This is a genomic window from Parasphingorhabdus sp. JC815 (genome assembly GCF_040717415.1).
GTDB lineage: Bacteria > Pseudomonadota > Alphaproteobacteria > Sphingomonadales > Sphingomonadaceae > Parasphingorhabdus.
In genome coordinates this window covers 349,897-366,743 of the sequence record NZ_JBFEFM010000002.1, presented here as the reverse complement: position 1 = coordinate 366,743, position 16,847 = coordinate 349,897, and the positions used below count along the sequence as shown (strand labels likewise).

Annotated in this window: 14 protein-coding genes; 7 read left to right on the top strand and 7 right to left on the bottom strand. The window is 52.5% G+C overall.

Going from position 1 to position 16,847, the window contains the following annotated elements:
- Positions 1-60: 60 nt before the first annotated feature.
- From AB1K62_RS07500 to dps, 5 genes are all read right to left on the bottom strand, one after another.
- Positions 61-1,206, bottom strand: a complete 1,146-nt coding sequence (locus AB1K62_RS07500) for an alkene reductase (RefSeq protein WP_367002595.1) — start codon at positions 1,204-1,206, stop codon at positions 61-63.
- A gap of 50 nt (positions 1,207-1,256) precedes the next feature.
- Complete coding sequence (locus tag AB1K62_RS07495; RefSeq protein ID WP_367002594.1) at positions 1,257-1,817, bottom strand: nuclear transport factor 2 family protein; 561 nt, start codon at positions 1,815-1,817, stop codon at positions 1,257-1,259.
- Between the two features lie 164 nt (positions 1,818-1,981).
- Entirely contained in the window at positions 1,982-4,522 is a 2,541-nt protein-coding gene (locus AB1K62_RS07490; RefSeq protein WP_367002592.1) for a TonB-dependent receptor, read from the bottom strand.
- A gap of 607 nt (positions 4,523-5,129) precedes the next feature.
- Positions 5,130-5,510 carry an MliC family protein gene (locus AB1K62_RS07485; protein WP_367002590.1) on the bottom strand — a complete coding sequence of 127 codons (381 nt, stop codon included), beginning with the start codon at positions 5,508-5,510 and terminating at the stop codon, positions 5,130-5,132.
- A gap of 55 nt (positions 5,511-5,565) precedes the next feature.
- Complete coding sequence (dps, locus tag AB1K62_RS07480) at positions 5,566-6,048, bottom strand: DNA starvation/stationary phase protection protein Dps (RefSeq protein ID WP_367002588.1); 483 nt, start codon at positions 6,046-6,048, stop codon at positions 5,566-5,568.
- Between the two features lie 264 nt (positions 6,049-6,312).
- Here dps and AB1K62_RS07475 point away from each other — a divergent pair, with 264 nt between their 5' ends.
- The gene (locus AB1K62_RS07475; RefSeq protein WP_367002586.1) at positions 6,313-6,531 is read left to right on the top strand and encodes a hypothetical protein; all 219 of its coding nucleotides are present in this window, start codon (positions 6,313-6,315) and stop codon (positions 6,529-6,531) included.
- Between the two features lie 247 nt (positions 6,532-6,778).
- On the opposite strand, the gene mgtE is transcribed toward AB1K62_RS07475, so the two are convergent.
- A complete protein-coding gene (mgtE, locus tag AB1K62_RS07470; RefSeq protein ID WP_367002585.1) occupies positions 6,779-8,119 on the bottom strand; it encodes a magnesium transporter in 1,341 nt (446 codons plus the stop codon).
- A 391-nt stretch (positions 8,120-8,510) separates the two neighbouring features.
- On the opposite strand from mgtE, the gene AB1K62_RS07465 reads away from it, so the two are divergent.
- The 3 genes from AB1K62_RS07465 (at position 8,511) to AB1K62_RS07455 (ending at position 12,284) form a co-directional block, all read left to right on the top strand.
- Positions 8,511-9,695, top strand: a complete 1,185-nt coding sequence (locus AB1K62_RS07465; RefSeq protein ID WP_367002583.1) for an NAD(P)/FAD-dependent oxidoreductase — start codon at positions 8,511-8,513, stop codon at positions 9,693-9,695.
- A gap of 79 nt (positions 9,696-9,774) precedes the next feature.
- Positions 9,775-11,808: a DEAD/DEAH box helicase gene (locus AB1K62_RS07460; RefSeq protein ID WP_367002582.1), complete on the top strand. Its 2,034-nt coding sequence runs from the start codon at positions 9,775-9,777 to the stop codon at positions 11,806-11,808.
- 20 nt (positions 11,809-11,828) lie between these two features.
- Entirely contained in the window at positions 11,829-12,284 is a 456-nt protein-coding gene (locus AB1K62_RS07455) for a YaiI/YqxD family protein (protein ID WP_367002806.1), read from the top strand.
- 319 nt (positions 12,285-12,603) lie between these two features.
- Here the strand turns inward: AB1K62_RS07455 and AB1K62_RS07450 are convergent, their stop codons facing one another.
- Positions 12,604-13,362 carry a 16S rRNA (uracil(1498)-N(3))-methyltransferase gene (locus tag AB1K62_RS07450; RefSeq protein WP_367002580.1) on the bottom strand — a complete coding sequence of 253 codons (759 nt, stop codon included), beginning with the start codon at positions 13,360-13,362 and terminating at the stop codon, positions 12,604-12,606.
- A 477-nt stretch (positions 13,363-13,839) separates the two neighbouring features.
- Here AB1K62_RS07450 and ubiA point away from each other — a divergent pair, with 477 nt between their 5' ends.
- The 3 genes from ubiA (at position 13,840) to AB1K62_RS07435 (ending at position 16,839) form a co-directional block, all read left to right on the top strand.
- Positions 13,840-14,754 carry a 4-hydroxybenzoate octaprenyltransferase gene (gene ubiA / locus AB1K62_RS07445; protein WP_367002579.1) on the top strand — a complete coding sequence of 305 codons (915 nt, stop codon included), beginning with the start codon at positions 13,840-13,842 and terminating at the stop codon, positions 14,752-14,754.
- A gap of 103 nt (positions 14,755-14,857) precedes the next feature.
- Positions 14,858-15,874 (top strand): aldo/keto reductase, encoded by a 1,017-nt coding sequence (locus AB1K62_RS07440; protein ID WP_367002578.1) that lies wholly within the window; start codon positions 14,858-14,860, stop codon positions 15,872-15,874.
- Positions 15,875-15,903: 29 nt separating this feature from the next.
- Positions 15,904-16,839 carry a nitronate monooxygenase family protein gene (locus AB1K62_RS07435; protein WP_367002577.1) on the top strand — a complete coding sequence of 312 codons (936 nt, stop codon included), beginning with the start codon at positions 15,904-15,906 and terminating at the stop codon, positions 16,837-16,839.
- Positions 16,840-16,847: the final 8 nt, after the last annotated feature.

The following is a 16,847-nucleotide window of genomic DNA, read 5'->3' as shown; positions in this document are numbered from 1 at the left end:
TATGTCATATTCTCTAACATGAGAATATGATGCTCAAGGGCGTTCATCCCGTTATATTCATTAGTCCGCATATACTTTTATCGGGGTAGGCGGCTGATCAACATCGACAAGGTCGTCGGGGTTACTATCTGCGTAAAAAGGATAGTCGGTATAGCCTTCCTCACCTTGGGTATAATAGGTGTCGGCATCCAGCTTGTTGAGGCCCCACCCGTTTTTATAGCGTTCGGCAAGATCGGGATTGGAAATGTAATTCTGGCCATAACAGATGAAATCTGCTCCGCCTTCTGCAATTGCTTTTGCACCTGTTGAGCGGGTGAATCCTGCAACATAGCCCACCGGACCATCGAACAGGGGGCGAAGGGTGCCATAGACATCCCAGTCCATACCGTAATTGCCCAATTGCAGATAGGCGATACCACGTTTGGAAAGCTCTTTGGTCGCATAGCTGTAGGTTGCTTGCGGGTCATCATCGAAGACATTATGGAACTGCCAGCCGGGTGAAAACTTAACGGCGACAAATTCTTTGCTGGTTGCATCAATCATCGCGTCGACACAGGCCAGCAAAAATGCCGCCCGTTTTTCAACGGTGCCACCCCATTCATCTTCGCGTAAATTGGTGTTTGTCGAAAGAAATTGCATGGGCAAATAGCCGGAAGCCGCGTGGATCTCGACACCATCAAGACCGGCCCGTTGCGCGCGCACGGCGCAATCGCGAAACGCGTCAATCTCTCCCAAAATCTCTTCATGGGTCATTTCGCGGGGGCGTTGATAAACCCGTTTTGCGCGCGGGCAATTGATCGTATAATGACGCGCAGTCGGGTCTGGTTGAACCGCTGATGGGCCAAAGGGCTGCTCACCATTCAATTGCAACTCGTCGGTCAGGCGCCCTGAATGCATGATCTGGCCAAAAATATGACCGCCTTCCTCATGGACTGCATCGGCAACCATTTTCCAGCCTGCTTCGTGCCGGTCAGTCCAGAGACCTGGCGCGAAAAGATAGGCTAGCCCCATCTGGCTGGGCGCAATCCCCTCTGTAATTATCAATCCAGCGGAGGCCCGTTGCCGGTAATGTTCGACGACCACCGCAGTCGGTGTGCCATCAAGATAGGCCCGTTGGCGAGTCATGGGGGCCATTGCCATACGGTTAGCCATGACAATATTGCCAAGCTTGAGTGGCTGGAAAAGGGGAGCTGTGTCTATAGTCATATTTTTCTTCCGGATATTGGGATGTGAAAGAGGGCTGGTAAAGACCGGGTTTACTGGTTCTTTCCAGCCATGATTTCGGCAAATAGAGAATAGGAAAAGTCACTTTTGTCGCGGGCCCAATGGGCAGTCTGGCTTTCAGGATTATTGGGTATGATCAGGGGCGGATCAAATGTTTCTGGAGCCGGGTCGACTTTGCTGACGCGGGTCATGCAGCCAATGGATGTACGGTGACGGATGGCCCAGACACCATCAATCTGTTCAAAATGATCGAGATAGCGGCCATCGCCGATTAAATCATAAATGCCGTCACTGCGCGGAATACGCAGCTGGACATGCCAATAGCTTTCACTAGCAGCATGATCACCGTTTAATTCTATGGAAATATTGCTGACAAAATGCCGGGTCGCGGTCATTTCCGCGTGCACCGGCCACAGCCATTCAATAAAGCCTTCTGCAGTACCTTTAAACACAGGCGCATGATCATCTGTGCCGCCGGGGTGCCAGCAGGAGAGAGTAATCTCCTTGTCCATCCGGTCCATGCCACGGCAATAACGCCATAGAGTCTCTGTAATCGCTTGCTTGTCCAGCAATTGTTTAAGCGCTTGTTCCATGATGTTACCTCTCAAAGACCAATTATTTTCCCTGTCGGGTTTCGAGCATATATAATCAGAACATACAGGCTATCGCTGTGCGGATTAGCCGTTGCTATTCTGCCCAAAAAAGCCGGAACAGCTTGTGCTGACCCGGCTTTTTCTGATTATTCGAAGCAGGTTTCTTAAAATTTGAACCTGGCTTCTACAAAGACCTGACGACCGCGGTTTTGCGTAAGGATCAAATCGTCACCAACCGGAAGTCCCATACCCGGGCTAGCCTGTAGAGGACGGACTCCACTTGAATTGGTCCAGAGTTTGTCGGTCAGATTAACGCCAATAAGCGACAATCTCCATTTTCCGTCGGGATGACCGATAGACACCGCTCCATCAACAGTCACATAGCCATCCTGTTTATAATCGTTCAGCGTCTGTTGGTTGGTAATATAGGAACTGGTGTATTGCAGATTGCCGTTCAAGCCGAACTCCATGCTATTGCCAAGCGGGGCTGTCCAGTCGAAGGCGATATTACCCGCAAATTTAGGCGCTCGCGGCGCAGCACGGCCGTTCAGATCGGTTTCGTCCCCCGTATTGGGCACACCATCTGGATCAACGGTAATAAACTCTTTCGAGAATTTGGCATCGGTATATGCCATCGCACCTGAGAAATTAAGCCCGGATACTGGCGTGGACCATGCCCATTCAACATCAATGCCTTTGCTGGTGAGCTGACTGGCATTGAATGTCTCGAACTGAATCGTCGCATTGTTGAAATTCTGCACCTGCAGATCATCGAACACATAGTAGAAGCCCGACACGTTAAATGTCACTGATCGGCCTGCAAACTGGCTCTTTACACCAATTTCTCCGCCCTTACCCGTTTCCGATTCAAACCGCAGCGAATCTGCAACCGCCTGACGAACAGCCGGGTTGGGGCTGTTAAAGTCCAGCAAACCAGCCGATGGTAAAGAACTATTGTCTACTCCACCGGACTTGAAGCCGGTCTTGAATGAACCATAGATATTGACGTCCGGTGTCGCCTGATAGCGGATGGACAGCTCGGGAGAGAAATTGTCATCCTTGAACTCGATCGGCCCGGAGAAAAAACCACTGGGAATAAAAGCACCGCCTGATGACAGGATCGTATGGACATAGGGAACCGAAATCCGGCTTGTCTTATTCTCTTCTGTCCACCGCAAACCGCCGGATAGCTGCAACTGATCGGTTATATCCAATGTGGTGCTGGCAAAGAAGGAAAGTGCTTCGGTTTTTGTATTCTGCTTTTTGAAATAATCAAAAGTGTTTCCTGTCACAGGATCCGGTGCAACAAGCGAGATAGGCACAACCTGTTGCGCTGAATTAAAGTCAATATCGCGGGTTTCGTAAAATGCACCGACCATGAAATTGAACATGCCGTCAAAATCACTGGTCAGGCGCAGTTCCTGACTGAATTGTTCGGTCTTGTTGCGTGCATTCCCTTGGCCAGCCGCCTGTGCAGAACCGGGGAGGTTAGCCGCCGCGAGAGCTGGCGCGATCGCTGCTATCGGGATGCCATTGGGGTTAAATGCCGGGCCTACACCGCCTATGGCATAGCTGTCGTAATCATCCGCATCGAGGCTAAGATAGCCGGAAACAGATGACAGAGTAAGATGGTCGGATAAATCCAGATCCCAGCTTAGCCGGCCAAGAAATATATCCGCTTCGCCATAAGGCGTGCCTTTATAGCGCGTAGCGCCGCCGCTTCCCTCGGGAAATTTCTGTTGCAAAACAGAAGCTGGATCGGAGAGCGGGTAAAGACCGTCGTTGGTATTACAGCTGGCGCCGGAAGGAATGGCAACTGCACCACCAAGAAGAGCAATTTCATCGGCGCGGCCATTGGGACCACAATGAATATCTATATGACCATTTGCGCCGTCATTTCGGTTGCGGACATAGTTTATTTTAAGATTGGCATTGAAATTGTCGGCTGGATCCCATTGCAACGTCACACGGCCCACAAAATCCCTTTTACCCCGCGTCATATTTATCGCGGGTGTCCCGGGCTCAAGCTCTATATATTTGTCGATATCGGTATATTGCCCCGCTATCCGGATGCCCAGGGTGTCGCTGATCGGGCCAGAGATATAACCGCCAACAATCACAGCATTTTCTTCAAATTCATAAGACGCTTTTCCGCCTGCTTCCCAATCCTGCGTGGGATTGGCTGAACGGACAGAAAATACGCCGGCAGACGCGCTTTTCCCGAAGAAAAGCGATTGCGGGCCTTTTAGCACATCAATCTGTTCGACATCAAAAAAACCGGCCTGCACCATCCGCATCGTGCTCACTTGAACACCGTCAAAATCAAAGGCGACGGCAGAGTCAAAAGCTGCCGAAAGACTTGATGAGCCAACACCGCGCAGTGCAATCTGGCCACCCGATCCGGAACCGCCAGTTGATACAGTCAGAGCCGGAACGCGGCTGACAACGTCTGCGACCTGATCAACCTGAAATTTATCCAATGTATCACCACCAATGGCGGTAACGGTAACTGGCACTTCCTGTAGTGTTTCGCGCTGCTTGCGGGCGGTTACGGTAATGATATTGCTACTATCTTCAAATGATTCCTGAGCGTGAGCAGGAACGGCGAATCCGGCAAAAACCAGAGTGGCTGCCGATCCCATCAGCAATCCCCGGGCCGATGTACCTGAAATAATATTAGTACGGCTTTTCGTTTGTTTCGTCATTTCCCCCCCCCCCCCCCCCAAAAAAAGCTCGGATACATATCTGAGCCAGATTCAAATCCCACATTCAGACCATTGCGTTTTATCGGTAATTTGAGGGGTCATTCTAACCAGAACTGAACAATGCTCAGCTAATCAATTTATTAGTCCGGGATGTAATAATATCACAATATATTTGGAAGGAGCCTAAGTTATCCGGCAATATTAGCAAAATTGGCTATCATTATGACAAATGCGCCATCATCTTCATAAGCTCTATGGTTAGCAATTGTGGAGGTTTTAGCGAACAGGTATCAACGGGACTGTTCCCTAATCTTTGAATCCTGTTCGTTCATATGAATAACCGGCTGGGGGCTATAGCGGGTGTCAAAGCCGCAACTATGCAGAATGGCCGCGGCGAAAGGAATATTATTCCCTATATGCTCCCATAGACCCTTTTGGGCCAGCTCATTGGGCATATAGAAACCCTGATGAGGCCAATAAAGCCGCATCATAATATTCCCCCCGCAGCAGAGAAATTATTATTTCATGTTACGCGCAGCCAGAGAGCCAGCTTTCATTATGTCAATTTCCGCTTGCATAGACCGGGCATTGCGTAACAGAAAAGCCTTTAGGAAGCGGTGCAATTAACCCCTTTGGCCGAGGCTGTTGTTTCGCCTTCCGCAAGGGGAGCAAGCATGCCCTCGGTCATACCTTTGGTCCACCATTCCCAGCTATCTCCGACATAGCGTGCGCCACTGGCCGAAACTTCTGTAGTCATCTCAACGGTCTTGTCTCCGATGACAACCGTGGCGGTGTCAGTATCAGGATAGCTGGCCTCAACGACTGTGCCATCTTCACACTTATAGGTCGTTTTTGTCACGGTTTCCGTCTCTGGTTGGGCGGTTTCTTCTGTTTGAACTGTTTCATCTGTTTGATCGGCTGTATTTGTGCCGCAAGCAGCTAGAGCTAGCGTTGCGAAGATCATAGCCGTGCCATTGATAAGTTTCATTTGTGTAACTCCATATTTTGCGAACGCCTGATAAATGTCGAGACGCTAATAGCGATTAATCGTCGACAGCATTTGCTCCGATAAACCAAGCGTCTTTGTCGATTATACCGCATGCTGAAGTAAAAAGATCAGCAGTGACTTCGTCACCCGCTTCGCTCGCTGTATTGATTGCCTCGCGAAGTTCGCCGCCATAGGCCATCAACCGCTCTTTCAGTTCGCGGATATGATCTCCGGTTTTCAAAATCCCGTCGGGATATGCGTCCAATGCGGTTCCGCTCTTGACATTTTGAAGCGTTCCTTTGGCAACGCCGCCCAATATGACAGCACGCTCGGCTATATCGTCGCTAATTTCGCGCAGCCGATCTGCTACTTCATCCAGCAATTCATGGAAGGCGATAAAATTTTTACCGGTTGTGTTCCAATGTGCTTGCTTGACGGCAAGCACCAAATCGATAGCACCTGCCAAACGGGCATTGAGCAGATCGATCATCTGTTCGATAGTGTTATCATCAAGTTTTGAAACATATTTCTCTGGCATAGCGCACCTTTTAATTAGAGGGATTGGATACGTACTACTACAATTATTATGGTAAGCCTGTGGAGATAATCAATAACAATATATTAAGATCATAATATTTAGCAGCGCAAATTTGCTAATGGGTTGAAACCGCCTTTCATAAACTGGCTAATACGAAACAAGTCATTGCAAATATAATTGCCCGGTTAAGCGTTTTAAGATAATATATTCTTGGACTATGTAACAGTGGAGTGCTTTTAAGGCATTAAACGCAGGAGAATATTTTTGGCTTACACCGGAAAATATGAATCGCCGTCGGAATTGATGAGCGATAATAGTTTGAGCGATGATGAGAAAATCGAAATGCTAGAAGAATGGCGTAATGATAAGGAAGCCCTTATGCGCGCATCAGACGAAGGCATGCAAGGTGAGGTACAGTCGAATTTTCTCAAAAAAATCGAGAATGCACTGCTCTCGCTTAATGAGAAATCTTCTTCACAATAATAGCGCTGTTAACTGATTGAATAATCATCTGTAAACGAACCGTTGAATACGGTTAGTACATCACAAGGATGCAGTATTAACAACCTTGCGCGCAACGCTTCTCAGCATGAAGCAGTTCCGTCCGGTAATTCGTGATCGGCAAGAGCGATGTTTCCAATCGCATGTATAGCGACAAGCCGCACGGCATGTAACAGAGCTTTGGTGTAATGCTTATATAGCCCCAAAGCTGGCAACGGATATTGCCCCCTCAAGGCATTGATAGCACCTGTGATGCGATAGAGAAATAAATGAGAACCCCTGTTGCGTCAGCGATGGATGTCACCAGCGGCGTGCTCGCGGTGGCAGGGTCCAGTTTGAAATGGCTGAGGAGGAAGGGGAGTAACATTCCGATGAGGCTGCCGACAATGACAATGAGTATCATCGAGACCGAAATAACAAACGCAATTTCTATGCCGCCCCGATAGACGCCGATCACCGCAATCGCCGCTGCCATGCTCAGCCCAAGGAGCAGCGCAACGATAAGTTCGCGGACTAGCACCCGGCTCCAGTCGGACATCCCGATATCCCCTGTGGCCAGCGCGCGGATCATCAGGGTGGCGGATTGTGATCCTGCGTTTCCTCCCGAAGCTATCAATATCGGCAAGAAAAACATCAGCGCCAGATGGGCCGCAATTGTTTCCTCAAAATAAGCAATGCCCGCTCCGGAAAAAATATTGCCGAACACCAGCAGCATCAACCATGAAATACGGGCGCGGTAGAGCATCGGAATGGTTGCGTTACCAACGCTGGAAATGAGTTTGGTGACCGTGCCTACCCGGTGGAAATCTTCCGTTGCCTCTGCTTCCAGTACATCCAGAGCGTCATCATGCGTGATAATGCCTACAAGGCGGTTCTCTTCATCAACAACCGGCAATGCGATCATATCATACCATGCGACCCGGCGTGCGGCTTCTTCGACATCATCTTCTGCCCTGATCGCATGGGTGTTATACTCCATGACGTCCGATATCAATGCGCGTGCCGGTGCGATGATGAGGTCTTTAAGCCGCACCGAGCCAAGCAGTTTTCGGTCGGCATCAATGACATAGGCACGGTAAATAGTCTCTTTGCCCGGTGCTTCGCGGCGCAAAACGGTCAGGGCGTCAGTCGCGCTGAGATCAAGTGACAGGGCGGCATAACCCGAAGTCATGACCGCCCCGGCGGTGCCTTCGTCATAAGAGGCCAGTTGGCGGATATCTTCGCGCTGCGCTTGTGCCAGCGCAGGCATCAACGCGTCGCGCTGTTCATCGGAAAGCTCTTTATAAAGGTCGGCGCGATCATCGGCATCCATTTCCATGACGATAGCCGCCAGTTCGCCGCGCGGCGTGACGGTTGCAAGCGCAGTCTGGAAATCATGATCGAAATATCCGAATATTTTGGCCTGTCGTTCCCTGCTTGCCATAATCAGAATATTCCATGCCCGGAGGGGAGGAAGTTCTTCCAGTATCTCTGCCAGATCAGCCGGATGCATATCGGCCATAGGGGACTGTAAGTCGTCGTATTTTCCGTTAGCAAATAAGGGAAGCAAGTCGATGAGTATGGCCTGCATTTGCATCTCCAGTAAGTTACACGCAATAATCACACGCAAGTGATGAAACAAAAGCTGTCCCTCGCAGACCTATACCGTTGCGGGACTTTTTATCTGCCAAGTAGGATGATTTGTAAGGTGAGGGTGCCCAATAGGTCAAGGCAGGCCACATCCGATAGAAAAAGCTCACAGACATATATGGCAATTTTCGCCAAGAAAACTGATTGTTCCTTCATGGGAAGCTGCTAATGGGTGCGGGAAATTATCCCGGATGATATACGACCTGCAAATCTCGGGACTGGCAGGATGCAATTAAGACGGTGCGAGCGAATATGGGGTCGCATCCCGGCGCTACGTGCTGCGATATGATGAGCCTCAGTTTATGCCTATAGCTTTGGGATAGCCCTTCACCATGACGAACACCCCCACACAATATGATGCCATCATCCTTGGCGCAGGCGGCGCGGGATTGATGTGCGCGGCAATTGCTGCGCAGCGCGGACGCAAGGTGCTGTTGATTGACCATGCGGATGAACCGGGTAAGAAAATCCTGATTTCGGGAGGCGGGCGCTGTAATTTTACCAATATCAACACCGCACCGGACAGATATATTTCTGCTAACAAGCATTTCGCCAAATCCGCGCTCAGCCGCTATACGGCGCAAGATTTTATCGCGTTGGTCAACCGGCATGGCATTGCGTGGCACGAAAAAACATTGGGCCAGCTTTTTTGTGACGGATCGGCAAAACAGATTGTCGCGATGCTGTTGGATGAATGTCCCGATGATGCCGTGACCCTGTCTTTGGGTCGCTCGATCACGGCTATCAGCCATAGCGATGCAAATTATCATGTCGAATTTGGGGGCAACCGCGCGTCCGCCCCGTCACTGGTGATTGCAACGGGCGGACCATCTATTCCCAAAATGGGCGCAACCGGTTTTGCTTATGATATTGCCCGTCAATTCGGTTTGAAGGTGGTCGAGCCGCGCCCGGCGCTTGTCCCGCTCACTCTTGGCGGGGAGGAAACCCTGTTCCGCTCGTTATCAGGTGTATCTGCGCCGGTAATTGCTAGCTCTGGCAAGACAGCGTTTCGGGAAGCGGCTTTGTTTACGCACAAAGGTCTGTCAGGTCCGGCGATATTGCAAATATCATCCTATTGGCGCCACGGGGAGCCTGTCAGCATCAATTTTTTACCGGATTACAAACCCGACTGGTTGACCAAATTGAAGCGTGAGCAGCCGCGAATCTCGCTCAACAAGGCGATAAGCGAACGTCTGCCCACCCGCCTGTCTGAGACGCTTCTTGACCGGATCGCGCTATCTGGGGAGCTGGGCAATCTGGCTGATCGCAAACTGGCAGAAGCAGCGCAACGCCTGTCCGCTTGGCGCTTCATGCCCAATGGCACCGAGGGCTATGCCAAGGCAGAAGTCACCGCAGGCGGGATAAGCACAGCGGAACTCTCGTCCAAAAATATGGAAGCTAGGCAAATGCCGGGTTTATATGCTATTGGCGAAGCGGTTGATGTTACCGGATGGCTCGGTGGCTATAACTTTCAATGGGCTTGGGCTAGCGGTTGGGCCGCCGCGCAAACTCTATAGATAAACGATATATTATCACAGACCGCGGGCAATTGGCATTTCCACGCGGCTTTAAAATTTTGCCACGGAACGGATTCTCATGCCTTTTACCACATTACCCCCGCTTCTTGCCGAAGCGCTTACCCAACATGAATATGACAAACCCACAGCCGTACAGGCCGCTGTGCTGGAACCGGAGGCCGCTGGCCGCGACCTTATTGTATCGGCGCAAACCGGCTCGGGAAAGACGGTGGCTTTCGGTCTGGCGATGGGGCCGGAATTGTTGGACGACAATGGACGCTTCCCGTTTCTGGTAGAACCTTTGGCTTTGGTTATTGCTCCCACTCGCGAACTGGCCTTGCAGGTCAGCCGTGAACTGACATGGCTTTATCAACCGGCGGGCGCGCATATTGCAACCTGTGTCGGCGGCATGGATGCGTCGAAAGAGCGCCGGACATTGCGCCGCGGCGCCCATGTAATCGTCGGCACACCGGGCCGTTTGCGCGACCATCTGGAACGCGGCGCGCTGGACCTTAGCAAATTGCGCGTGGCGGTGCTTGATGAAGCCGATGAAATGCTCGATATGGGCTTTCGCGAGGATCTGGAAGAAATACTCGATGCAACGAGCGAAGATCGCCGGACGTTGTTATTTTCCGCGACCATACCAAAGCCGATTATCAATCTTGCCAAACGCTACCAGAATGACGCGCTGCGTATTTCTACTGTTGGCGAAGATCGCGGGCATGGTGACATTGCCTATCAGGCGATTACGGTTGCGCCAGCGGATACCGAAAATGCGGTGGTCAATCTGTTGCGTTTCCATGAAGCGGAATCGGCAATGCTGTTTTGCGGCACGCGCGAAGCCGTGCGCCGTCTGCACGCCAGTCTGGTCGATCGCGGGTTCAGCGCGGTAGCCCTGTCGGGCGAGCATACCCAAAGCGAGCGTAATCAGGCAATGCAGGCATTGCGTAGCAAGCGCGCGCGCGTTTGTGTGGCAACCGATGTGGCCGCACGCGGGCTTGATCTGCCAACGCTCAGCCTGGTCATCCATGTTGAGATCCCCCGTGATGCAGAGACATTAAAGCACCGTTCCGGACGGACGGGCCGGGCAGGTAAAAAAGGGACAGCGGTTATCATCGTGCCCTATCAACGCCGCAAACGGGTTGAGTCCATGTTGCGCGGAGCAAAAATCAATGCGGAATGGAAAGATGCACCGACTCGGGCCGACATCCGCAAAAATGATGCCGAGCGGCTAATTGAAACCTTGCTTCAGCCGGTCGAGATTGATGACGATGACATGGAACTCGCAAAGCGCTTGATGGCCGAAAAAACGCCAGAGGAAATTGCGGCGATGCTGGTGCAATCGCATCGCGCGAAAATGCCTGCGCCAGAACAGATGCTGGACCGTGGCGCACAGTCAAAGCCCGCTGCCGGTGGGCCACGCCCCGGTTTTGAAGATACGGTCTGGTTCAAAATGGATGTCGGGCATAACCAGCGCGCCGATGCCCGCTGGATTTTGCCCGTGTTATGCCGCCGTGGTCATATTACCAAGAATGAAATTGGTGCGATCCGCATCAATGGCGATGACACCTTATTTGAAATACCGCGCCGCGTGGTGGATAAATTTACCGCAGCCATTGCCGAAAAACGCGAAGCCGGTGGCGATGATACCGATGACATCACGATCACCCGGTTTGAAGGCAAGCCGCGCGATGAAGCAAAGCGCAATCGCAAAAGCGGACGCCGCGATAATGCAGGTGGTGAGGGGCGCGATTACAGTAACGCCAGCAAGAAATTTGGCGGCAAGAAATATGGTGCCAAGAAATTCGGAGATCGCAAATCCGGCGGCAAACCGGGAGGCCGGGACTTCGGCGGCAAGAAGCCTTATGGCAAAAAGTCTGAAGATGGCGGAAAGCCTTATGTTAAGCGCAAGCCATCGGCTGACCGCGAGGGCGCCAATGAAGGCCGTAGTGAAGCAGGCGGCAAACGTGAGTTTGGCGATGGTTTCAAGAAAAAAGCCGGTTTCAAAGGCGACCGCAAATCTGGTCCAAAAGGCGGGGCTGGCGGCAAGAACAAAAAGCCCCATTGCGGCAAACGGCCCTTTGAAGGTCAGCGGGGACCTAAAAGCGACTGATCCGCCCTATGACTAAAGCGATTCAGATTTATGTTGATGCCGATGCCTGCCCGGTAAAGGATGAAATTTACCGGGTGGCCTATCGGCATGAAATCCCGGTTATTGTCGTGAGCAACAGCTATTTCCGTGTGCCAGTCCATCCACTGGTCAGCCGTGTGGTTGTCAGCGACGGCTTTGACGCTGCTGATGATTATATTGCCGAGCGGGCCGGGGCTGGCTGTGTCATCATCACCGCGGATATTTTACTGGCGGATCGCTGCATCAAAGCGGGGGCAAAGGTGCTGGCACCCAATGGCAAGCCGTTTACCGCCGACTCTATTGGCGCGGCAGTGGCTACGCGGGCAATTATGGCCGATTTGCGGGCCGGCATGGGTAGCGAAAATATCGGCGGGCCGCCGCCTTTCAGCAAGAATGACCGGTCGCGGTTTCTGTCCTCTTTAGACGAGATGCTGGTGCGCTTGAAGCGCGGAGCTTGAGGGTCTTCTATAACTTCGTCATTCCCGCGAAGGCGGGAATCCAGCTTTACTTCTGCAAGGTTTAGATAGCTGGATTCCCGCCTGCGCGGGAATGACGGGTGGATTAAAAACCGCTGTCCTACAATGCTATGCTCATGATACGCACATCGCGGCTCTTTCTCAGCAAGCATATTTAACCCACGCGCCCTATTTCCTGTTGGCGGCCGATAGCAGAACAAATGTTGGAAAATCCTGCGCAAAAAACAGGAATCGACGGAAAATAAAGCTTCATTGGTGTGAACTTAGTGAACTTAGAACGTCAAACGGCCTATATCGCCAGTCAGCTCCAGTCGCCCCGGCCAGCCATCCACAGGCTGATTGCCGCAACCGCAGCGGTATCAGCACGCAAAATTCGCGGGCCGAGCGATACGGACACAGATTGGGGCATGGCCCGGATAGCCGCGTTTTCGCTATCGGAAAATCCGCCTTCCGGCCCGATCAGAATTGCTGCCGGACCATCATGGGCGACCAGCGCCTTGCGAAAGCTGCCTTCTCCGCTTTCATGGATACGCTCATCCGCGAAAAACAAATGGCGGTCAGCGGGCCAGTTTTCCAGCAAAGTCTCTAGCTTGATCAGCGGGTCCAGCTCCGGCAGCGCAGTGCGTTCGCATTGTTCAGCGGCTTCAATCATATGGGCGCGCAATTTATCCGGTTTGACAGGATTATTTTGCGTGCGCTCCGTTTGCACAGGGACCATTTTGGCAACGCCCAGTTCCGTGGCTTTTTCCGCAACCCAGTGATAGCGGTCCTTTTTGATCGGGGCGGCGAGCAGCCACAGATCGGGAACATCCTCAAGCTCTCTGGTCTTTCCGTCGATCAGCAGGATTAAATCCCGTTTGCCAAGCATGGTAACATGGCACAGATATTCGCCGGTGCGGTTATCGAATAGCTTAACCGGCTGCCCCTCCTTGATCCGCATGACTTTCAAAAGATAATGCGCTGCGCTGCCCTCCAACCGGATTTCCGTGCTCTCATCAAGACGGGCGTCCAGATAAAGGCGCGGGGCGCTGCGTGGGGGATAGGCTGGCGTGGCGGGCATGCAGGTTTATTTGCATATTCTTTATAAGACCTCAAGCGCCGGGCGCGGGTGATTTTTATTAGACCTCAGGCGCCGGGCGCGGGCATCCGCCCGCTTGGCTACGCGCCATAAGGCGCGGCGGCCAGTCGGCCTTGCCTCGCTGCGCTCGGACTGGTGTACCATCTCGAGGAAGCGCCTTGGTACGCCATTTCGAGAGAGCGCTGAACCGACGCGAAGCGGAGGCAAGCGCGACCGCGCGCCCGAGCTTATGCGAGGAAAGCCAAGGGCGCGGATGCGCCCGCCCGGCGCTTGAGGTAAAATAAAAACTCCTCCAAACCCACCCACACCCAAAGTCCTCCACCCCCCGACGCGAAGCGGAGGCAAGCGCGACCGCGCGTCCGAGCTTATGCGAGGAGAGCCCAGGGCGCGGATGCGCCCGCCCGGCGCTTGAGGTAAATAAAAACTGACGAATTTCATTTGCTGTTCTAAAAGCGGGCCATGCAAACTCGACCAGAAAATGTCCCTGACGCAGAATATCATGGCCTGACCGGCTTGTTGCCTACCGCCGCCCGCCCATATGCACTGCTTGCCCGATTTGACAGGCCGATTGGTTGGTGGCTGCTATTCTGGCCCTGTGCGTGGGGCGTGGCGCTGGCAGGCGGAGCGGTGGCGCGATGGGATTTGTTACTGTGGCTATTGCTGGGTTCAATCGCGATGCGCGGTGCAGGCTGTGTCTATAATGACATTGTGGACCGGGATCTTGACAAGCAAGTGGAGCGCACGCGGTCCAGACCGCTGGCCAGCGGGGCCGTGTCGGTGAAAGCGGCTTGGATGTGGTTGGGATTGCTCTGTCTGATCGGGCTTGTCGTGTGGTTGCAACTCACGATGACGGCCAAGCTGGTGGCGCTGGGTAGTTTGGCGCTGGTTGCCGCTTATCCGTTTATGAAGCGGATCACATGGTGGCCTCAGGCATGGCTTGGCATGGTGTTTTCATGGGGGGCGCTGGTCGGCTGGCTAGCCATAGCACCGCAATTTACGCCCGCGATGCTGTTGCTCTATGGCGGATCGATATTTTGGGTCATTGGCTTTGATACTATTTATGCGCTTCAGGACCGGGAGGATGACGCGCTGGTCGGTATACGGTCCAGTGCGCTTCGGCTGGGTGAGAATGTGCGCTTCGGGGTGCTCATATTTTACGGGTTGGCATTGGCCGGTTGGGTTGGCGCTTTCTGGATCATGCGTCCGCAGCTCTTGGGTCTGGTCGCTCTAATTCCGTTTGCGCTTCACTTGTTGTGGCAGGTCGGGACGCTCAAAATCAGCGACGGAGAGGATGCGCTTGCCAAATTCCGGTCCAACCGTTTTGCCGGATTGCTGATGTTTCTGGCATGTCTGGTTCTGGGGCAAGCGGGATAAACGCACCTTTCATTGTAAAAATTACATTGCCTCTTGAAACCTATTCAGATTCTGGCATCCTTAATCATATAATTAAATCCTGAGCATCTTCCGGAGTATCTATATGAAGCATCGCCGCCTTGGCCGAAGTCCTATTTATGTGTCTGATATTTGCATGGGGACAATGACCTTTGGCAGCATGGCCGATGAAGCAATGTCCCGCAAAATATTGGACATGTCGCTGGATGCGGGCATTAATTTTTTTGACACAGCGGAAAATTATCCGGTCCCGCCCAAACCGGAATGGGCGGGTGAGACAGAGAATATTCTTGGTCGCTGGATGAAGAATAAGGACCGCGATAGCCTTATCATTGCTACCAAAGTGTCCGGCCCCAGCCATGGCTGGATTGCATCGGCGCAGCGTGCGGGCATGACGGCGCTTGACCGGCATAATATTGTCAGGGCGCTGGATAACAGCCTGAAACGGCTCGGCACGGATTATATCGATCTTTATCAGACCCACTGGCCCGACCATGGCACCGCCTATGACGAAACCATGGAAGTGCTGGACGAGGAAATGCGTAAAGGCAAAATCCGTGCGATCGGCTGTTCCAACGAAACAAGCTGGGGTCTGATGAAATCGTTGGAGGCTTCCGACCGTTTGGGAGTTGCACGCTATTGCACGATCCAGAATAATTTTAGCATGAACAACCGCCGGTTCGAGGATGAACTGGCGCAGGTATGCAGGCATGAGGATGTCAGCTTGCTGCCCTATTCACCTTTGGCCGGCGGAGTCTTGTCCGGTAAATATAATGACGGCGCCGTGCCAGAGGGTGCGCGCTTTTCGGCCTATCTAAAAATGACAGGGCGACAATCAGACATGGCGAAGCGGTTCATCAATGAAAAAACCGAAGCCTCGACTAAACGCTTTATGGCCATTGCAAAAGACGCCGATATCGCGCCGGTGACGTTGGCCACCGCATGGTCAAAGCAGCATAAATTTGTCGCGTCCACCATTGTCGGCGCAACCCATACAGACCAACTGGCCGATATATTCGCCGCCGCGGATTTGGTGTTGAGTGATGATGTGATGAAGGCCGTTGATACGGTGACCAAGGAGATCCTTTATCCCATGGGATAAAGGATGCTTGAAACGGGAGAAGAAGAAAAATGAATCGCTTTCTAGAACATACTGGCGCGAAATATCCGATTGTTCAGGCTCCGATGGGCTGGATTGCCCGTTCGCAGCTTGCTTCGGCGGTCTGTAACGCTGGCGGTCTTGGCATTATCGAAACATCGTCGGGCGAAACGGAAAATTGCATGGCGGAAATCGCCAAGATGAGCGACCTGACCGATGCACCCTTTGGTGTGAACCTGCCGATCATGTTCTTGAAAGACCCGGCGATTCTGGATCATATCTGTGGTTCAGGGGTGAAGTTCGTGACGACATCGGCGGGTAGTCCGGCCAAGTTTATCGGCCCATTGAAAGAAGCCGGAATAACCGTTTATCATGCCGTTCCTACGGTTGAGGCCGCGATGAAATCTGTCGATGCGGGCATCGACGGTCTGGTGGTCGAAGGGGCAGAAGGCGGCGGTTTCAAAAATCCCGAAGAAGTGTCAACATTGGTCCTGTTGCAAGCCATCCGCCGTCAAACCGACGTGCCGATGGTTGCTGCTGGCGGGATAGCTGATGGCAAAGGTATGGCCGCGGCTTTTGCTTTAGGCGCAGAAGCGATCCAGATGGGTACGCGCTTTGTTTCGAGTGCCGAAAGCCCGGTGCATCAAAATTACAAGCAGGCCATATTGGATGCCAAGGAAACCGGCACCCATATCCTGAACAAAAAATCGACGCCTTGTATCCGCGCCTTGAAAACCGAACGCACGGCAAAAATATATGAAGACGGATTGATGCCGCCGGACACGTTCAAACGTATATTGGACGTCTATTTCGGCGGTGACATGGAGGCGGCGGTTGGCCTTGCCGGACAATCATCCGGTTTGATTGACGAGGTAAAAACTGCCAAACAGATAATTGACGAAACGGTAGCTGAATTTTTCGAGATTACCGAACGCCTTGGCGCGTTAAGCGCTGCGAAAAGTTTCTAAAAAACCAT